At 72.0% G+C, this 17,560-nt stretch carries 17 protein-coding genes, 1 tRNA gene and 1 pseudogene; 7 read left to right on the top strand and 12 right to left on the bottom strand.

Annotation, left to right across the window (positions count from 1 at the left end; genetic code table 11):
• The first annotated feature begins 76 nt into the window (after positions 1-76).
• Positions 77-1,645 (top strand): glycoside hydrolase family 10 protein, encoded by a 1,569-nt coding sequence (locus tag HTZ77_RS38530; RefSeq protein ID WP_175594696.1) that lies wholly within the window; start codon positions 77-79, stop codon positions 1,643-1,645.
• A 53-nt stretch (positions 1,646-1,698) separates the two neighbouring features.
• On the opposite strand, the gene HTZ77_RS38525 is transcribed toward HTZ77_RS38530, so the two are convergent.
• The 4 genes from HTZ77_RS38525 to HTZ77_RS38510 all read right to left on the bottom strand — a co-directional run bounded on the left by HTZ77_RS38525 (position 1,699) and on the right by HTZ77_RS38510 (position 5,946).
• The gene (locus HTZ77_RS38525; protein ID WP_235995763.1) at positions 1,699-2,229 is read right to left on the bottom strand and encodes an HIT family protein; all 531 of its coding nucleotides are present in this window, start codon (positions 2,227-2,229) and stop codon (positions 1,699-1,701) included.
• 58 nt (positions 2,230-2,287) lie between these two features.
• Positions 2,288-4,252 (bottom strand): threonine--tRNA ligase, encoded by a 1,965-nt coding sequence (gene thrS / locus HTZ77_RS38520; RefSeq protein WP_175594694.1) that lies wholly within the window; start codon positions 4,250-4,252, stop codon positions 2,288-2,290.
• 64 nt (positions 4,253-4,316) lie between these two features.
• Positions 4,317-4,922 (bottom strand): glycoside hydrolase family 25 protein, encoded by a 606-nt coding sequence (locus tag HTZ77_RS38515; RefSeq protein WP_175594693.1) that lies wholly within the window; start codon positions 4,920-4,922, stop codon positions 4,317-4,319.
• A gap of 130 nt (positions 4,923-5,052) precedes the next feature.
• Positions 5,053-5,946 carry an LLM class F420-dependent oxidoreductase gene (locus HTZ77_RS38510; protein WP_175594692.1) on the bottom strand — a complete coding sequence of 298 codons (894 nt, stop codon included), beginning with the start codon at positions 5,944-5,946 and terminating at the stop codon, positions 5,053-5,055.
• A 119-nt stretch (positions 5,947-6,065) separates the two neighbouring features.
• On the opposite strand from HTZ77_RS38510, the gene pgm reads away from it, so the two are divergent.
• From pgm to HTZ77_RS38490, 4 genes are all read left to right on the top strand, one after another.
• Positions 6,066-7,703 carry a phosphoglucomutase (alpha-D-glucose-1,6-bisphosphate-dependent) gene (gene pgm, locus HTZ77_RS38505; RefSeq protein ID WP_175594691.1) on the top strand — a complete coding sequence of 546 codons (1,638 nt, stop codon included), beginning with the start codon at positions 6,066-6,068 and terminating at the stop codon, positions 7,701-7,703.
• A 153-nt stretch (positions 7,704-7,856) separates the two neighbouring features.
• Entirely contained in the window at positions 7,857-9,095 is a 1,239-nt protein-coding gene (locus HTZ77_RS38500) for a hypothetical protein (RefSeq protein WP_175594690.1), read from the top strand.
• A gap of 16 nt (positions 9,096-9,111) precedes the next feature.
• Positions 9,112-9,810, top strand: a complete 699-nt coding sequence (locus HTZ77_RS38495) for a DUF2786 domain-containing protein (protein WP_175594689.1) — start codon at positions 9,112-9,114, stop codon at positions 9,808-9,810.
• Positions 9,811-9,831: 21 nt separating this feature from the next.
• A complete protein-coding gene (locus tag HTZ77_RS38490) occupies positions 9,832-10,497 on the top strand; it encodes an HD domain-containing protein (protein ID WP_175594688.1) in 666 nt (221 codons plus the stop codon).
• Positions 10,498-10,547: 50 nt separating this feature from the next.
• Here HTZ77_RS38490 and HTZ77_RS38485 read toward each other — a convergent pair whose 3' ends face one another.
• The 6 genes and pseudogenes from HTZ77_RS38485 to HTZ77_RS38460 all read right to left on the bottom strand — a co-directional run bounded on the left by HTZ77_RS38485 (position 10,548) and on the right by HTZ77_RS38460 (position 14,072).
• Positions 10,548-10,853, bottom strand: a complete 306-nt coding sequence (locus HTZ77_RS38485; protein WP_175594687.1) for a DUF4031 domain-containing protein — start codon at positions 10,851-10,853, stop codon at positions 10,548-10,550.
• A complete protein-coding gene (locus tag HTZ77_RS38480; protein WP_175594686.1) occupies positions 10,850-11,614 on the bottom strand; it encodes an HAD family hydrolase in 765 nt (254 codons plus the stop codon). The genes HTZ77_RS38485 and HTZ77_RS38480 overlap by 4 nt, the downstream gene beginning before the upstream one ends.
• 19 nt (positions 11,615-11,633) lie before the next feature.
• Positions 11,634-12,770 (bottom strand): cytochrome P450, encoded by a 1,137-nt coding sequence (locus tag HTZ77_RS38475; protein ID WP_235995761.1) that lies wholly within the window; start codon positions 12,768-12,770, stop codon positions 11,634-11,636.
• Positions 12,771-13,009: 239 nt separating this feature from the next.
• Positions 13,010-13,330: pseudogene (locus HTZ77_RS38470) on the bottom strand (carbohydrate ABC transporter permease); the annotation flags it as partial.
• A 66-nt stretch (positions 13,331-13,396) separates the two neighbouring features.
• Entirely contained in the window at positions 13,397-13,951 is a 555-nt protein-coding gene (locus HTZ77_RS45610; protein ID WP_205304491.1) for a hypothetical protein, read from the bottom strand.
• 46 nt (positions 13,952-13,997) lie between these two features.
• Positions 13,998-14,072 (bottom strand) — tRNA-Val (locus HTZ77_RS38460).
• Positions 14,073-14,514: 442 nt separating this feature from the next.
• Here HTZ77_RS38460 and HTZ77_RS38455 point away from each other — a divergent pair.
• Positions 14,515-14,931 (top strand): SsgA family sporulation/cell division regulator, encoded by a 417-nt coding sequence (locus HTZ77_RS38455; protein ID WP_175594684.1) that lies wholly within the window; start codon positions 14,515-14,517, stop codon positions 14,929-14,931.
• Between the two features lie 28 nt (positions 14,932-14,959).
• Here the strand turns inward: HTZ77_RS38455 and HTZ77_RS38450 are convergent, their stop codons facing one another.
• Both HTZ77_RS38450 and HTZ77_RS38445 read right to left on the bottom strand, forming a co-directional pair.
• Positions 14,960-15,379, bottom strand: a complete 420-nt coding sequence (locus tag HTZ77_RS38450; RefSeq protein WP_175594683.1) for a nuclear transport factor 2 family protein — start codon at positions 15,377-15,379, stop codon at positions 14,960-14,962.
• A 66-nt stretch (positions 15,380-15,445) separates the two neighbouring features.
• Positions 15,446-16,057, bottom strand: coding sequence for a DUF305 domain-containing protein (locus HTZ77_RS38445; protein ID WP_205304490.1), 612 nt, complete (start codon positions 16,055-16,057; stop codon positions 15,446-15,448).
• A 214-nt stretch (positions 16,058-16,271) separates the two neighbouring features.
• On the opposite strand from HTZ77_RS38445, the gene HTZ77_RS38440 reads away from it, so the two are divergent.
• Positions 16,272-17,501: an LVIVD repeat-containing protein gene (locus HTZ77_RS38440; protein WP_407940637.1), complete on the top strand. Its 1,230-nt coding sequence runs from the start codon at positions 16,272-16,274 to the stop codon at positions 17,499-17,501.
• Positions 17,502-17,560: the final 59 nt, after the last annotated feature.

Raw genomic sequence — 17,560 nt, 5'->3', positions numbered from 1 at the left:
CTTCACTCCCGCATCACGAACAGATTTCTTTTTTCCGGCCGGAGCATGCGGGACGGGGTGCGAGACTGGGGACATTATGCGTACCGGACGCCCTCTGCTCGCCGCCGCCGCTCTGGCCGTCCTCACCACGGGCGCCGCCTTCGTGTTCGGCCCCGGCCCCGGTGAGCCGCCCGCGGCGGGATCAGCCAAGAAGAAGACGGCCGCCGCTCCGGTGGCCTCCTGCGAGGCCGACGCCCGCTACCCGAAGCGGCAGTTGCGCGGGGTCTGGATCGCGACGGTCAAGAACATCGACTGGCCGTCCAAGACAGGGCTGACGCCCGAGCGGCAGCGCGCCGAGTACGTCCGCATCCTCGACGGCGCGGTCAAGCGCCGGCTCAACGCGGTGTTCGTCCAGGTGCGGCCGGCCTCCGACGCGCTCTACCGCTCGTCGCTGGAGCCGTGGTCGCAGTACCTCACCGGAACGGCGGGCAAGGACCCGGGCTGGGACCCGCTGCCGTTCCTCGTCGCCGAGGCGCACAAGCGGGGGCTGGAGTTCCACGCCTGGTTCAACCCGTACCGCGCCTCCTACGACGGCGGCGCGGGCAAGCTGCCCGCCGGTCATCCGGCGCGTGAGCATCCCGGCTGGACCGTCGCCTACGACGGCCGCCTCTACTTCAACCCGGGCCTGCCGCAGGTGCGCGAGCACGTCGTCAAGGTCGTCACCGACGTGGTCAAGCGCTACGACGTCGACGGGGTCCACTTCGACGACTACTTCTACCCGTACCCCGGCCAGGGCGGGGCCTTCGACGACCGGGCCGCCTTCGCGAAGTACGGCAAGGGCCGGAGCCTGGCGGACTGGCGCCGGCGGAACGTCGACACGCTGGTCGCCGAGGTCGACGCGGCGGTCCACGCGGCGAAGAAGCACGTGAAGTTCGGCATCAGCCCGTTCGGCATCTGGCGCAACAAGGCGCAGGACCCGGCCGGATCCGCCACCTCGGGCATGTCGGCCTACGACAGCATCTACGCCGACGCCCGCGCCTGGATCAAAGCGGGCACGGTCGACTACGTGATCCCGCAGCTCTACTGGCCGATCGGCTTCAAGGCGGCCGACTACAAGGTGCTCATGCCGTGGTGGGCGCGCCAGGTCAAGGGCACCGGCGTCGACCTCTACATCGGCCAGGCCGCCTACCAGGTCGGCACGCCGACCGACAAGGCGTGGTCCAAGCCGGGCGAGCTGGCGGCGCAGCTCACGCTCAACCGGGGGCACAAGCAGGTCGGGGGCGACGTCTACTTCAGCGCCAAGAACGTCCTGGACAACCCGCTCGGCGCCATGGACCGCGTGGTGGCCGGCCACTACGCCCGGCCCGCGCTGCTGCCGCTGATCAAGGAGCGCGGCGGCGACGCCCCGGCCACGCCGGTGGGTCTCAAGGCCGGCGCGGGCAAGGAGGGCGCCGCGCTGACGTGGACGCCGTCGGAGGGGGCGCGCGCCTACGCGGTCTACCGGCTGCCCGCCTCGGGCGCCGACTGCCACACCGAGGACGCCCGCGACCTGGTGGCGCTGGTCACCACGCCGTCGTTCGCCGTGCCCAAGCCCGGCACGTACCTCGTGACGGCCCTGGACCGGCTCCAGCACGAGAGCGACGCCGCCAGGGTCACCGTGCGCTGACCGCCCCCTCAGACCGGGCGCCCCCCCAGAACCGGCCGGCCCCCTCGGGAAGGTCAGTCCCAGGCGCTCGCCAGCAGGTCGCGGGTGTCGCGCAGGAGCTGCGGCAGCACCTTGGTGCGGGCCACCACCGGCATGAAGTTGGTGTCGCCGCCCCAGCGCGGCACCACGTGCTGGTGCAGGTGGGCGGCGATGCCCGCGCCCGCGACGTCGCCGAGGTTGAGCCCGACGTTGAAGCCCTGGGCGCCCGACGCCTTGCGCAGGGCCCGCAGCGCCCGCTGGGTGAACTCCCCCAGCTCCAGCACCTCGGCCCGGTCCAGCTCGTCGTAGTCGGACACGTGGCGGTACGGCACGACCATGAGGTGACCCGAGTTGTACGGGTAGAGGTTGAGCACCGCGTAGACCACCTCGCCGCGGGCCACCACCAGACCGTCCTCGTCGCTCATCCGCGGGATGGCGTCGAAGGGGCACCCGTCGCCGGGGCCGGTGCCGGTCGGCTTGCCCTCGCCCTTGATGTAGGCCATGCGGTGCGGGGTCCACAGCCGCTCGAAGTTGTCGGGGTCGCCCGCTGCTGGCTGATCGTGCATATCTAGCAGCATAGGGCCCCCTCCCGGGTGTGGGAGGGGGCCCTATGAGGCGTGTGCGTCAGACCTGGATCCGGCTCTCCACCGCCGCGACGATCTCGTCGACCGCGTCGTCCACCGGCACGCCGTTCTTCTGCTCGCCGTTGCGGTAGCGGAAGGACACCGCGCCCTTGGCGACGTCGTCGTCACCGGCCAGCAGCATGAACGGCACCTTGGCCTTCTGCGCGTTGCGGATCTTCTTCTGCATGCGGTCGTCGGAGGTGTCGACCTCCACCCGGATGCCCCGCTCACGCAGCCGCTTGGCGACGTCGTGGAGGTAGGAGGCGTGGGCGTCGGCGATCGGGATGCCGACGACCTGCACCGGCGCCAGCCACGGAGGGAAGGCGCCCGCGTAGTGCTCGGTCAGCACGCCGAGGAACCGCTCGACGGAGCCGAACAGCGCCCGGTGGATCATGACCGGCGTCTGCCGGCTGCCGTCGGCCGCCTGGTACTCCAGCCCGAAGCGCTTGGGCTGGTTGAGGTCGAGCTGGATGGTCGACAGCTGCCAGGTGCGGCCGATCGCGTCCTTGGCCTGCACCGAGATCTTCGGGCCGTAGAAGGCCGCGCCGCCCGGGTCGGCCACCAGCTCCAGGCCCGACTCGGTGGCCACCTGGCGCAGCGCCTCGGTGGCCTCGTCCCACTCGGCCGGGTCGCCGATGAACTTCTCGGAGTCGTCGCGGGTGGACAGCTCCAGGTAGAAGTCGGACAGGCCGAAGTCGCGCAGCACGCTGAGCACGAACCGCAGCAGCGACTTGATCTCGTCGGCCATCTGCTCGCGGGTGGTGTAGATGTGCGCGTCGTCCTGCGTCATGCCGCGCACGCGGGTGAGCCCGTGGACCACGCCGGACTTCTCGTACCGGTAGACCGAGCCGAACTCGCACAGCCGCAGCGGCAGCTCGCGGTAGGACCGCCCGCGCGCCCTGAAGATCAGGTTGTGCATGGGGCAGTTCATCGGCTTGACGCGGTACTCGACGCCCTCCAGCTCGAAGGCCGGGAACATGTCGTCGGCGTACCACGGCAGGTGGCCGGAGGTCTCGAACAGCGACGACTTGGTGATGTGCGGGGTGTTGACGAACTCGTAGCCGGCCTCGGCCTGCCGGCGGCGCATGTAGTCCTCCATCTCCTTGCGGATGATCCCGCCCTTGGGATGGAAGATCGGCAGGCCGCTGCCCAGCTCCGGCGGGAAGCTGAACAGGTCGAGCTCCGCGCCCAGCTTGCGGTGGTCGCGCTTCTCGGCCTCTTCGAGCAGCTTGAGGTATTCGTCCTGCTTGTCGCGGGACTCCCACGCGGTGCCGTAGATGCGCTGGAGCTGCGGGTTCTTCTCGCTGCCGCGCCAGTAGGCGCCGCCGGAGCGCATGAGCTTGAACGCCGGGATCGACCGGGTGGACGGCACGTGCGGGCCGCGGCACAGGTCCTTCCAGCGCAGCTCGCCGCTCTTGGCATCGAGGTTGTCGTAGATGGTGAGCTGGCCCGCGCCGACCTCGACCGACTCCTCGTCGGCCGCGCCGCCCTTGAGCCCGATCAGCTCCAGCTTGTACGGCTCGCCGGCCAGCTCCTCGCGGGCCTCGTCGTCGCCGACCGGGCGCCGGGAGAACAGCTGGCCCTCCTTGACGATCTCACGCATGCGCTTCTCGATGCGCTTGAGGTCGTCGGGCTGGAAGGCGTGCTCGACGTCGAAGTCGTAGTAGAAGCCGTTGTCGACGGGCGGCCCAATGCCCAGCTTGGCGTCGGGGAACAGCTCCTGGACCGCCTGGGCCATGACGTGGGCGGTCGAGTGGCGCACGATGGCCCGGCCCTCGGCGCTGGAGATCTCGATCGGCTCGACCACGTCGCCGTCGGCGAGCTCCCAGGCGAGATCGCGCTGCTCGCCGTTGACCCGGGCGGCGATGACGGTGCGGCCCTCGGCCTCGAGCGCGTCGCCGGCCGTCGTGCCGGCCGCCACCACACGCTCGGCTCCGGCGAGGGTGATGTGTAGCTCGGCTGACACGGTGGCTCCCTGATGCTAGGCGCCGGGTGGCCCGGATGGCGTCCGGCGGTGATGGACACCGATGCTATCGCGGGTGATACCCCAGCCTGGTCAGTGCTTGGCGGCTGCCGTCGAACACGTTGCGGTCCACGGGGCGGCTGGAGTACTGGTGGATCGTCCACTCCCCCCACGGCGCGGGCACCTGCGGGTCGCCACGCGCGTGGCTGGGGCTGGCGATCCACAGCGGGTAGCCCTCCAGCCCGGCGCAGTGGCCGGAGTGCGCGAACGACGGGTAGGTGTAGACGAACGGGCGCACGCCCGCGTGCAGCTCGACGTAGCGCAGCCAGCGGCGGGCGTGCCGGGCGACCTGCGCGGGCTTCAGGCCGTCGCTGGCCTCCAGGTCGAGGGCGATCAGGTCGCCGCGGCGCAGCCCGCCGGCGCGGCGCAGGGCGGCGAGGAAGTGGCGCGCGTGCTCGGCCGCGTCGCCCTTGGGTCGGGCGAAGTGGTAGGCGCCGCAGACGACCCAGTTCTCCCGCATGCCCTGCCAGTTGCGGCTGAAGTAGCGGTCGGTGAAGTCGCCGCCCTCGGTGGCCTTGGCGAAGGCGAAGGCGACGCCCTCCTCGGCGTGGTGGGCCCAGTCGACCCGGCCCTGCCAGTTGGACACGTCGATGCCATGCAGCAAGCGCTTCACCTTGCGGAAGTCTAGGCGCGCGCCTCCCGGCGGGCTCCCCGACGCGCCGTCGGCCTCCCGGCGGGGGCCCGGCCCGCCGCCTGGAAGCCGGCCGCCGTCAGGAGCCGGCCGCGTCGCGAGCCGGCCGCCGTCAGAGGAGCCGGCCGAGCAGCGCGAGGGTGCGCTCTCGCTTGGAGTAGGGCGAGGCCACGAAGTCCGTCACGCCGGCCCGGCGCAGCTCCTCGAGCTGGGCCAGCACGGAGTCCTCGTCGCCCACGACGGCCACCTCGCCGGGCCCCGACACGCCTTCCTTGTCGAGCATGGCGCGGTACGACGGGAGCTGGCCGTACATGGAGAAGACCTCGTCGGCGCGGGCCCGCGCGGCCTCGGTGTCGTCGGTGACGCAGACGGGCAGGGCGCAGACGACGCGCGGCCGCGGGCGGCCCGCCTCCTCGGCGGCGGCGGTGATGGCGGGGACGACGTGCTCGGTGACGGTCCTGGGGCCGGTCATCCACAGCACGGTGCCGTCGGCGCGGGAGCCGGCCAGCTTGAGCATGCGCGGCGCGAGCGCGGCGATGAGGACCGGCATGCCGGCCCCGGGCGTGCTCAGCCTGATGTCGGCCTTCAACGTCTCGCCCTCGACGTGGACGTGCTCGCCGCGGGTGGCGGGCAGCAGGATGTCGAGGTATTCGGCCATGTGCCGGGCCGGGCGCTCGAAGCTGTAGCCGAACATGTTCTCGATGACGACCTGGTGCGACAGGCCGATGCCGAGCGTCAGCCGGCCGCCGAGCGCGGCGTTGGCGGTCATCGCCTGCTGGGCGAGCGCGGCCGGGTGGCGCGGGTAGGTGGGCACGACGGCGGTGCCGAGCTCGATGCCCGGCGTGCGGGCCCCCGCGACCGCCAGGGCGGTGAGCGCGTCGAGGCCGAAGATGTGCGACATCCACGCCGAGGCGAAGCCCGCGTCGCTCGCCTCGGCGATGCCGTCGCCCAGCTCCTTGATCGGGTCCGGCCCCGTGGGCTCGTTCAGGAACAGTCCGATGCGCATGGTGACCGAGCTCCATTCTGGTCTGGTGAGCGCGAGTCTAACCGCGGCCGCCCGGGGGGCCGCCACGCGACACGGGAGATCACTGAGGCATCCGTGAGGGGCGTTTGTAAGGTGGGAGCATGAGCCACGATCGCGCCGGACAGCCCGCTCAGCCCGCCGACCTCGTCGACGTCGCCCGGCTGGTCACCGCCTACTACGCACTCCACCCGGATCCGCGGGAGGTGGCGCAGCGGGTGGCGTTCGGCACCTCCGGGCACCGCGGCTCCGCGCTCGGCACCGCCTTCAACGAGGACCACATCCTGGCCACGACCCAGGCGATCTGCGAGTACCGCGCGGCGCAGGGCACCGACGGGCCGCTGTTCCTCGGCGCCGACACGCACGCACTGTCGGAGCCGGCCCAGGTCTCGGCGCTGGAGGTACTGGTGGCCAACGGGGTGGACGTGCTGGTGGACTCCCGCGACGGCTACACGCCGACGCCGGCCGTCTCGCACGCGATCCTCGCCCACAACCGGGGCCGCTCGACCGGCCTGGCCGACGGCGTCGTGGTCACGCCGTCGCACAACCCGCCGGCCGACGGCGGCTTCAAGTACAACCCGCCCAACGGCGGCCCGGCCGACACCGCGGCCACCTCGTGGATCCAGGACCGGGCCAACGAGCTGCTGGCCGCCGGCCTGGCCGGGGTCAAGCGCGTGCCGTACGCCAGGGCGCGGCGGGAGGCGGGGCGCCACGACTTCCTCGGCGCGTACGTGGACGACCTGCCGTCCGTGGTGGACCTCGACGCGATCCGCGCGGCCGGGGTGCGGATCGGCGCCGACCCGCTGGGCGGGGCGAGCGTGGCCTACTGGGGCGAGATCGCCGAGCGGCACCGGCTGGACCTGACCGTGGTCAACCCGCTGGTGGACCCGACGTGGCGGTTCATGACGCTCGACTGGGACGGCAAGATCCGGATGGACTGCTCGTCGCCGTACGCGATGGCGTCGCTGATCGCCGGCCGCGACCGCTTCGACGTCGCGACCGGCAACGACGCCGACGCCGACCGGCACGGGATCGTCACGCCCGACGGCGGGCTGCTGAACCCCAACCACTACCTGGCGGTCGCGATCGACTACCTGTACGCGCACCGCGACGGCTGGCCGGCCGGCGCCGGGGTGGGCAAGACGATGGTCAGCAGCTCGATCATCGACCGGGTGGCGGAGTCGCTGGGGCGGCGCCTGTACGAGGTCCCGGTCGGGTTCAAGTGGTTCGTGCCCGGGCTGCTCGACGGCTCGCTCGGGTTCGGCGGCGAGGAGAGCGCCGGGGCGTCGTTCCTGCGCCGCGACGGCTCGGTGTGGACGACCGACAAGGACGGGATCATCCTGGCGCTGCTCGCCTCGGAGATCACGGCGGTGACGGGCGCGTCGCCGAGCGCCCGCTACCGGGAGCTGACCGCCCGCTTCGGCGACCCCGCCTACGCCCGGGTGGACGCGCCGGCGACGCGCGAGGAGAAGGCGGTGCTGGGCCGGCTGTCGGCCGACCAGGTGACGGCGACCAGCCTGGCCGGGGAGCCGATCACGTCGGTGCTGACGCGGGCGCCGGGCAACGACGCGCCGCTCGGCGGGGTGAAGGTGGCCACCGAGAGCGCCTGGTTCGCGGCGCGGCCGTCGGGCACCGAGGACGTCTACAAGATCTACGGCGAGTCGTTCAAGGGGCCGGAGCACCTGGCCAAGGTCCAGGAGGAGGCCCGGACCCTGGTCTCCGCGACGCTCGCCGGGGCCTGAGAAGCCGTTTGATGCCCGTGGGGGTGTGGCGAGCTGCGATAAAGCCGGGCAAAATGGGGCGGCAGCGGCTGTTTGGCGTACAAGATGGCGACATTCTGCAATGATCTCGTCGTTGGACCGCCGGAGTATGTAGCCCCCCACGGACAGTGACTGATGCCCACATTCGAGGAAATAGCCGCCTTCGTCACGGATAAGCCGGTCGCCACCGCTGTCATCGCCCTCCTGGGCCTGCTCGCCCTGGGCGCCGCCTTCCTCCTGCTCCGGCTCGCCTGGCGGGCCGGCGCGTTCCTGATCGCCCGGTACGTCTCGCCGCGCCCGATCGAGGACATCCTGACGATCGTCGCCGCGTCCATCGCGACCGGCGTGTCGGCGCAGGGCATGTGGCGCTTCTCCGGTGACGTGCTCGGCCTGGACGGCCCGCTGCGGCTGCTGCTGTTCGCGTTCATCGAGGTCGCCATCATCACCTCGGCCGTACGCGCCCGGCGCAACATGCGCGAGAACTTCTCCGCCGGCATCGACGGCATCGCCGTGTGGGCGCTGACCTGCCTGACGGCCGTGCTGTCCAGCATGGACGCGCGCAGCCTGCCCGAGGCGGTCTTCCGGCTCGCCGCTCCGCTCGTCGCCGCCTGGCTGTGGGAGCGCGGGATGGCCATCGAACGGCACCGCATCCGCGGCACCGGCCGCATCAACTGGCGGCTCACGCCCGAGCGGCTGCTGGTGCGCGTCGGCCTGGCCGAGGTGAGCGACCGTACCGCGAGCGAGGTCGACGCCCACCGCCGGCTCACCCGCGTCGCGCTGGCCGCCAAGAAGGCCAAGGCGCTGCGCGAGGCCGGCGCCTCCGACCGCAAGATGCGCGCCGCGCTGGCCCGGCTCGACAAGGCCATGGACCAGGCCGTCGAGCACACCGGCCTGGCCGTCGACCCGGCCCGCCAGGAGGCGCTGCTCGCCCAGATCGCGGCCCTGTACAACACCACCGCCCTCATCGACGCCGACCCGCGCGTGCCGTGGGAGCCGCACGCCGACCACCGCCCCGTCCCGGCCCGCCCCGCCCTGCCGGCCGCGCTGGCCGAGCTGGTGGAGGACGAGGACGAGGACGTCACCGTGCTCGACACCACCCCGCAGGTGGTCGACACCGCCCAGCGGGCCGCGCTCATGCGGGCCGCCCGCGACTACTGGGACCGGCAGATCACCAAGGGCATCGTGCCGCGCACGGTCGACATCGCGCAGGAGATCGGCATCTCGCTGGCCACCGCGCGCCAGTATCGTGCCCTGTGGAAGCTGGAGCCGGAGGCGCACGCCCTCATCGAGGCTCTGTTCCAGCAGCACGGCATCGTCGACACCGGGGCCTTCCCGGTCCTCGGCGCCGACGGGCGGGTGCTGACCAAGTCCTGAGGGCGCGGGAGGCCGGGTGAGGGAGCGCACGCTCGAACGGGTCAGGAAGCTGCTGGCCAAGGCCGAACGCACCGACAACGAGCACGAGCGCGCCACGTTCATGGCGGCGGCCTCGGCGCTCATGGCCAAGTACGGCATCGACGCCCTCGACCCGGGCGAGCAGCGCCAGGCCCCCGGCGACCGGATCGTCACCCTGCCGGCCCCGTGGGCGCGGGAGAAGGCCCGCCTCGTGGGGCTGGTGGCGCAGGCCGTGCGCTGCCGGCCGCTGCTCATCGGGCGCGGTGACGGCGGACACCGGGTGCACATCTTCGGCTTCGCCGCCGACCTGGAGCGGGCCGACCTGCTCGCGACGTCGCTGCTGCTCCAGATGGCCTCCGGTCTCGCGCGCACCCGCCCGCCGGTCGAGGCGGCCGCCGCCCGCGCGTACCGGCGCTCGTGGCTGCTGGGCTTCGCCGACGAGGTGTACCGGCTGCTGCGCGAGGCCGAGCGGCGCGCCGAGGCCGAGCACGTCGCCCCGTCCGCGAGCACGGCCCTGGTGCTGGCCGACCGGCGGGCCGAGGTGGAGCGCGCGGTGGCGGCGCGCTACCCGCGGATCCGGGTGACGGTGCCGCGGATGAGCGGCACCGGCTACCATGACGGGGCCGCCGCGGGCCGCCGCGCCGACCTCGGCCGCACCCGCGTGCCCGACGCCTCCTCCCCCGAGCTGGCCCGCTGATCGCGGTCTAGGGTGAGGCGCATGGAGATCGGCTGGACGGACCTGGCGGGAGGCGCGCCCGCGTCGCCGGGCGCCTGGACGGACCTGGCGGGGGACTCTTCCGCGGCGCTGGCGACCGGGGCGGAGCTGGTGGCGCGCTGGAGCGAGCCGCACCGCCGCTACCACACGCTCGACCACCTGGCCGCCGTGCTCGCCGCCGCCGACCGGCTGGCGGAGGCCGCGGCCGACCCCGCCGCCGTACGCCTGGCCGCGTGGTTCCACGACGCCGTCTACGACGGGCGGCCCGGGTGGGACGAGGAGCGCAGCGCCCAGCTCGCCCAGGCCCGCCTCCCCCGGTGCGGGGTGCCGCCCGCGCGGGTCGCCGAGGTGGCCCGGCTGGTGCGGCTGACGGCCGCCCACGACCGGGTCGCGCCGGGCGACGCGAACGGGGAGGTGCTGTCCGACGCCGACCTGGCCGTGCTGGGGTCGCCGAGCCGGGAGGCGTACGACGCCTACGCGGCCCGGATCCGGCAGGAGTACGCGCACGTGCCCGACGAGCCGTTCCGCGCGGGCCGGGCGGCCGTGCTGGAGCGGCTGCTGGCGGCGCCGCGGCTGTACCGGACCCGGGCGGCGTACGAGCTGTGGGAGGAGCGGGCCCGCGCGAACATGCGCGCCGAGCTGGCGGCCCTCGGCGCCGGCCGCCCATGAGGCGGGCGTCCGAACGCGGCTCTCGGGAGGGCCGTCCGTGAGGTGTGCGGTCAGGCCGGCTCGCGCGGCCGTTCCTCGGCGTCCCCGCCCGGGACGCGGCGCTTGCGGCGGCGCAGGCCGGCGGCCACGAGGCGGCGCAGCAGCTCCCGCGAGCCGACCGCCTCGGCCCCCAGCTCCACGGCCCGCGCGTGGACGGTCTCCGGGACGTCGTAGTGGTCACGGTCGAACGCCCGCGCCGGCACCCCCAGCAGTGCGGCGAAGGCGTGCAGCTCCTCCAGGGAGTGGTCGCTGACCAGGTGGGACCAGAGCAGGCCGCGTGGGCCCGGCCAGTTCGGGGGGTCGATGAGCACGGTCACGTGCCCCAGGGTAGGACCCTCCCGCGTACGGTGAGCTCGCCGAGGTCGGCCACGACCACGTCCGCGCCGTGCTCGCGCAGCTCCTCGCCGCGCTCCTCCCCGCGCTCGGGGCGGCCGACCGCGACGACGAGCCCGAAGCCGGCCTTGCGGGCCGCCTCGACGCCCGGCAGCGCCGCCCCCACCACGGCCGTGCGCGGCGGGGGCGCGGCCAGCCGGCGGGCCGCCTCCAGGAACAGCGCCGGGTCGGGCAGGCCGGGCAGGTTCAGCAGGGCCGCGTCGTCGCCGTCGACGAGCGCGTCGAACAGGGGGGTGACGGCGGCCGAGGTGATCAGCTTGCGGCCGTGCATGCTGGCCGAGACGGCCGCGGTGCGCGCTCCCCGGTGACGCAGCTCGTGCAGCAGCGCCACGGTGGACGGGAACGCGGCGACGCCGTACTTGTCCACCTGGTCGACGAACAGCCGGTCCTTGGCCCGGCCGAGCCCGTGGACGGTCGGCGCGCCCGGCTCGTCGTCGGGCGATCCCTCCGGCAGCTCCAGGCCGCGCGAGGCGAGGAACGTGCGGATCCCGTCCAGGCGCGGCCGGCCGTCGACGTGGCGCAGGTAGTCGTCCCTGATGTCGAAGGGGGCCGAGCGGCCGCGCAGGAAGGCGTCGAAGACGTGCTTCCAGGCGGCCGCGTGGCCCCGCGCGGTGTCGGTGACCACGCCGTCGGTGTCGAACACGACGACGCTCACCGTGGTCAGGTCGATCGCGGGCTCGTTCACACTTGTGAACGTAACCCCATTACCAGGCGACGGGTAGCTTCTCCACGCCGTGGACGATGGACAGCGCCCGGAACGGCACCTCTCCGGCCACGCGCAGGCCGGGGAAGCGGCGCAGCAGCGCCGGGAACGCGATGCGCATCTCCATCTGGGCCAGCGGCGCGCCGATGCAGCGGTGGATGCCGTGGCCGAAGGCCAGGTGCGAGCCCGCCGTGTCGCGGTGGGGCTTGACCTGGTCCATGTCGTCGCCGAGGTTCGGGTCGCGGTTGGCGGCGCTCAGCGAGCACAGCACCATCTCGCCCTTCTTGACGGTGTGGCCGTACAGCTCCAGGTCCTCGCGGGCGAAGCGGGGGAAGGCGACCTGCACGACCGTCATGTAGCGCAGCAGCTCCTCGACCACCTCGTTGACGTGGCCGTCCACCTCGCGCACCTTGGCCGCCTGCTCGGGGTTCTGCAGCAGCCACAGGGTGCCGAGCGAGAGCATGCTGGTGCTCGTGTCGTGGCCGCCGGTCAGCAGGCCGTCGGCCATGCTGGCGAGCGTGCGGTCGTCGAGCTCGTCGCCGTGGTCGCGCAGGAGCTGGCCCAGCAGGCCCTCGCCGGGGGCGAGCCGCTCGCGCGCGACGAGGTCCGTGAGGTACGTCATCGCGTCGTTGACGGCCTGCAGGGACGCCTCGGGCCCGGCGGTGAGGTCGAAGCGGTTGGTGCTGATCCGCAGGAAGTCGGCCCGCTCCTCGTACGGCACGCCGAGCAGCTCGCACACCACCAGCGACGGGATCGGCAGCGCGAACGACTCGACCAGGTCGGCGGGCGGCCCGGCGGCCTCCATCTTGTCGAGGTACTCCTCGACCAGGGCCTCGATGCGGGGCTCCATCCGGCGCAGGCGGCGCACGGTGAACTCCGGGGTGAGGTAGCGGCGCAGCCGGGTGTGCTCGGGCGGGTCGCGGAAGCCGAGGCCGCCCGGGTCCTCCTGGTTGGAGCCGAGCCCGATCACGTTGCCGAAGTCGTTGCTGAAGCGTTCGTGGTCCCCCAGCACGGATCGCACGTCGTGGTAGCGGGTGACCAGGTACACGGTCTGCCCGCCCGGGATCTCCATGGGATAGACGGGATGATCGGCACGGATGCGGGCGAGCTCCGCTACCGGGTCGAAACCCTCCCTCATGAATTGAACGAGGGGGAACTCTGAGTCTGACATCGAATCCATCCTGTACGGGGAGTTATCGCACATCTAGGGAGGAACCCGGAACGATGGTCCCATCTTCGGGGTGTGGGTTCGGCCGCGGCCCATGCCAGGGGTGCGGGATGGGACGGCTCGCTCCATTCTGTGCCACCGGATGCCGCGGCGCGATGACGTCTTCCGGAGCCTTCCAAGACCGACGAGGCGGCCTCCGAGCCGGGCCGTCACCCCTTCAGGCCGGTGTGGGCCAGGCCCTCGACGAACTGCTTCTGGGCCACGACGAAGACCACCAGCACCGGCAGCGCCGTCATGGAGGCCGCCGCGAGCTGCACGTTCCACATGGGGCCGCCGTAGGCGTCGACGAACTGCGTCAGCGCCTGGGGCAGCGTGAACTTCTCCGGGCTGGAGAGGAACACGATCGGCTCCAGGCAGAGGTTCCAGCTGTGCAGGAAGGTGAAGATGGCCAAGGCCCCGAGGGCGGGGCGGGACAGCGGGAGGGCGATGCGCCGGAACGTGGCGAACCGTCCCAGGCCGTCCACGGCCGCGGCCTCTTCGGGGCGCCGTCCTTGAGCAGCGAGGCACGGGAGATCTGGGTGATCGTCATCGCGGCCTCACCGGCGAAGAAGTCGGCCGTGGTGCCGGGGGCGGGCATCGCCTTGTCGGTGAAGATCGCCTTGTGCAGGAAGCCCATCGCCTCGATCATCTCGGGCTTGCTGAAGCCGCAGGTCCTGCCGTCCTCGCTCCATGCCTCGGCCCCCCAGCCGCCCCAGACGGAGGCACACGCTCTGCCCGGCCTGTTTGAGCAGGTCGGCGTTCCCGAAGACCCCGAACGGCGAGGTGCAGAAGGGATAGGCGAAGAGCGTGCCTTCCTTCTGCGACGAGTTCTCGAAGATCCACGCCAGGTCCGGCGCGTTCCCGCCGGCGATCTGGGTGGTCGGCGTGGTCGTGTAGGTCTCCACCGGAAGGGTGTCGCCGAACGCGTGGAGCGCCCATGCCAGCGGGTGGACACTCGCGCCGAACGCCGGAGTCGCCCGCGCCGGCGGCTGGAGCGCCGAGGCCGCGCGCATCTGGCTCCGGACGCCCATGAGAAGGTCGTCAGTCGTGGCGGCGGCGCGCGTCGGGCGACGCTCGCTAGCGATCTTGACGCACGTATGACGCACGATCACGAAAGAGGCCCTTCCCGGGTCTCCCCGGGAAGGGCCTCTCACCTGCTGGTGGGCGATACTGGGATCGAACCAGTGACCTCTTCGGTGTGAACGAAGCGCTCTCCCCCTGAGCTAATCGCCCTGCTGTGCGGCCCCTTGCGGCTGCCGACGGGAAAACCATACCGCACTCCGGGACCTCCTGGCGAAGCGGCGGCGCGCCGGGAGGCGGTCAGGGGCGGGGATTCGAGGGAAAGGGGGTGGTTGCCCGTCGCCGGAGCGGGTCGGTGGCATACCATCGACGTGTTCCGGTAGGAGCCGATCGTGATCTTTTCTCCGGAAACGTTCATGAAGGGTTTCACCGGATCCGGCTGGGGAGCGCGCAAAGCCCTCGCAAATACCAGCCGACTGATGACGTTTGGCCAGATAGATGCCCGAATGTCCAGCTGTGAGGTGCGTTACAGAAGGCCCTGGGAGCGGAATCTTTCCTACAGGTTTCTTCGTTCCGCGTCATAGCTCAGGACGAAGTCCGTCAGAGCAGTGAAAGCCCCGAAGAGGGGACCTACGACAAAAAGGTTTGGCTGACGATGAACAGCACCACCGTCTCCGCCGAGCTTGGCCTTCGGCTTGTGGTCCCCGACCGAACGACCGTCCCCCTGCTCGCCGGCCTCAGCTACACCGCCGACGACCCTTACGCGATCCGCATGGCCTTCCACGTGGGGAACGACGAACCGGTCGAGTGGATCTTCGCCAGGGAGCTGCTGACCGTCGGCATCGTGCGCCGGGTCGGCGACGGGGACGTGCAGGTGTGGCCGGCCCGCTCCGACGGCGAGCGCACGCTGCACATCAGCCTGACCTCCCCCTTCGGCCAGGCGCTGTTCGAGGTGCCGCTGACGCCGCTCACCGAGTTCCTGCACCGCACGTACGAGAAGGTGCCCGCGGGGCGCGAGACCGACTTCATGGACCTCGACGCCGAGCTGACCAACATGCTGTGGCCGTCCTGAGCCCTCGCGGCGCGTGACGGACGTCCCGTCACCCGAGGGAGTGGGGCGACGGCGGAGCGAGGACCTCGGCGATCAGTTGGGTGTCGGTGTACTCGGTGATCTCGGCGATCCTGCCGTCGCGCATGACGAAGATCCAGCAGTAGCGGTTCGGGTAGTCACGCCCCGACGCGGTGACGCTGTGGTTGCGGCCCTCGACGACGACCACGTCGCCCTCGGCCAGGAAGCGCTCGGCGCTGACGACGTTGCGTCCGCCGAGCTGTTCGGACAGCGGGCGAAGCAGTTCCTCCAGCACGGCACGCTTGCCCTCATAGGTGCGTGACCACGCGGTACGCCCGATGATCGTCCAGCGGACGTCGTCGGCCAGGGCGTCGACGAAGAGCCGCCCGTCGCCCTTCGCGGTCTCGGCGAAAACCGCCTGCAGAAACACCTTGTTGTCGTCTTCGGACATCTGGCAGACCTCCCGGTGATCCGGGAGACGATCTTAGGGCGGCATGGAGGCGGCGTCATCCGGGAATCAGGCGCCGGGCAGCGCCTCCAGCGTCCGTCTCATGCGCGCGATCTCGACGTTCTGTCCCGCGTACACGTCGCGCGCCATGCGCCGCATGCCCACGTCGCGCCCGGCGGAGAGCTGCTCGCGGGCCATCCGCAGCGCGCCCTCGTGGTGCCTGATCATGAGGCGCAGGAACAGGCGGTCGAAGGCGGCGGCGCGGGCGGCGCGCAGGGCGTTCATCTCCTCCAGCGAGGCCATCCCGTAGCCCGCCGGGCCGTGCTCGTGACCGGCCGGGACAGAGCGGCCCAGGTCGGCGAGCCAGCCGGTCATCACGCTGATCTCGGGCTGCTGGGCCGCGGCGATCTGCGCGGCGAAGCCCCGCACGGTCGCGTTCCCCGTGCGCTCCGCCACCAGGGCGGTCATCTCCAGGGCCTGGCGGTGGTGCGGGATCATGCCTTCGGCGAAGCGGACGTCCGCGGCGCCGGGCTCCCGGTCGGCCTGGCCGACGTGCTCCCCCGGAGTCGCCGTACGGGCCGGGGCCCCCGGCTCGCCCGGGACGATCACCGGCGCGCCCGTGCCCACGGCCGAGGGCCCCTCCGGCCGCTCGGCACACGCGGTCACCGCCAATATCGCCATAATTGCGACAAGAGCACGTACGAACCGGGATCGTGCTGACATAGCTTCCATAGTGGGACACAAGACGAGGGGTACGTGCGTGATCTCTGCCAGGGTTCGGGGGGCGGTGTTGTGCGCGGTCGCCCTGCTCGTGTCCGCGTGCGCGTCGGGATCGGACCCCGGCGGGTCCACGCCGCGCTCCGGAGGCACCGCGCGGGGGTCGGGTGACGACTCCGTGATGACCAGCTCCAACCTCAAGCTCGTGGCCAACGTCCCGCGCTCGGCGCCGCTGGACAACGAGATGGACTGGAACACCGACCTGGCCTTCCAGGGAGACTACGCGTTCGTCGGCAACTTCGGCGGGTTCTCCGTCTACGACATCAGCGATCCGGCCAAGCCGAAGACGGTCAGCCAGGTGGCCTGTCCGGCCCAGCAGAACGACGTCTCCGTCTACGGGGACCTGCTGATCCTGTCGGTGGACGAGCCCCGCAGCGACGCGGGCTGCGGCTCCGACGAGGACACGCGCGCCTGGGAGGGGCTGCGCGTCTTCGACATCAGCGACAAGGCCCGCCCCAGGTACGTCTCGTCGGTGGCGACCGAGTGCGGCTCGCACACGCACACCATGGTGCCCCAGGGCGAGACGCTCTACGTGTACGTCTCCTCCCCCGGCGGCGAGGCGGACTCGGCGACCTGCACGCCGGAGCACCAGGTCATCCAGGTCGTGGAGATCCCGGTCAAGGACCCCCGCTCCGCGCGGGTCGTCGCGAAGCCGAACATCTTCCCCGAGCGCCAGAAGGGCAGCGGCGGCTGCCACGACATCACCGCGTACCCGGAGAAGAAGCTCGCCGCCGCGGCCTGCTTCGGCGACGGGGTGCTGCTCGACATCTCCGACCCCGTGAACCCGAGGGTGCTGCAGCAGATCCGCGACGAGACCAACTTCCAGATCTGGCACTCGGCGACGTTCAACAACGACGCGACCAAGGTGGTCTTCAGCGACGAGCTGGGCGGCGGCAGCGCGCCCACCTGCGACCGGAACACCCCGCAGACCAAGGGCGCCAACGCGGTCTACGACATCGTCGACGGCCGGCTGGAGCGGCGCGGCTACTTCAAGATGCCCCGCGAGCAGCAGAAGGACGAGAACTGCGTCGCCCACAACGGCTCGCTCGTGCCGGTGCCGGGCAAGGACGTCATGGTGCAGGCGTGGTACCAGGGCGGGGTGTCGATCTGGGACTTCACCGACTCCTCGGCGCCCAGGGAGATCGGCTTCTTCGAGCGCGGGCCGTACCCGGACGGCGGCGACGACCCGGTGGCCGGCTCGTGGTCGGCGTACTACTACAACGGCTACATCTACTCCAGCGACATCCGCGAGGGGCTCGACGTGATCTCCATCGACGACCCGCTGACGAACCCCGCCAAGAAGGTCAAGATGGACGACTTCAACGTGCAGACGCAGAAGTCGTACTGAGCCGGCACGTGGGGGCGTCGCCCCGCGCCCGGGCGGCCGGTCATGCGGGCCGCCCGGGC

This window comes from Nonomuraea montanisoli (assembly GCF_013363975.1).
In the GTDB taxonomy this organism is placed as follows: domain Bacteria; phylum Actinomycetota; class Actinomycetes; order Streptosporangiales; family Streptosporangiaceae; genus Nonomuraea; species Nonomuraea montanisoli.
Note: the sequence above shows the minus strand (reverse complement) of the source record. Positions and strands in the feature narration are given on the sequence as shown.

What these genes read in the sequence shown, in the direction of transcription:
- HTZ77_RS38455 (WP_175594684.1), top strand. Translation starts at nt 14,515, where the DNA reads ATGAACAGCACCACCGTCTCCGCCGAGCTTGGCCTTCGGCTTGTGGTC.
- HTZ77_RS38510 (WP_175594692.1), bottom strand. Translation starts at nt 5,946, where the DNA reads ATGCGCATCGGACTGTTCCTGAACGAGCCCACGGGGCCGGACCCGATC.
- HTZ77_RS38500 (WP_175594690.1), top strand. Translation starts at nt 7,857, where the DNA reads ATGCCCACATTCGAGGAAATAGCCGCCTTCGTCACGGATAAGCCGGTC.
- pgm (WP_175594691.1), top strand. Translation starts at nt 6,066, where the DNA reads ATGAGCCACGATCGCGCCGGACAGCCCGCTCAGCCCGCCGACCTCGTC.
- HTZ77_RS38475 (WP_235995761.1), bottom strand. Translation starts at nt 12,770, where the DNA reads ATGAGGGAGGGTTTCGACCCGGTAGCGGAGCTCGCCCGCATCCGTGCC.
- HTZ77_RS38525 (WP_235995763.1), bottom strand. Translation starts at nt 2,229, where the DNA reads ATGCACGATCAGCCAGCAGCGGGCGACCCCGACAACTTCGAGCGGCTG.
- HTZ77_RS38450 (WP_175594683.1), bottom strand. Translation starts at nt 15,379, where the DNA reads ATGTCCGAAGACGACAACAAGGTGTTTCTGCAGGCGGTTTTCGCCGAG.
- HTZ77_RS38490 (WP_175594688.1), top strand. Translation starts at nt 9,832, where the DNA reads ATGGAGATCGGCTGGACGGACCTGGCGGGAGGCGCGCCCGCGTCGCCG.
- HTZ77_RS38530 (WP_175594696.1), top strand. Translation starts at nt 77, where the DNA reads ATGCGTACCGGACGCCCTCTGCTCGCCGCCGCCGCTCTGGCCGTCCTC.
- HTZ77_RS38445 (WP_205304490.1), bottom strand. Translation starts at nt 16,057, where the DNA reads ATGGCGATATTGGCGGTGACCGCGTGTGCCGAGCGGCCGGAGGGGCCC.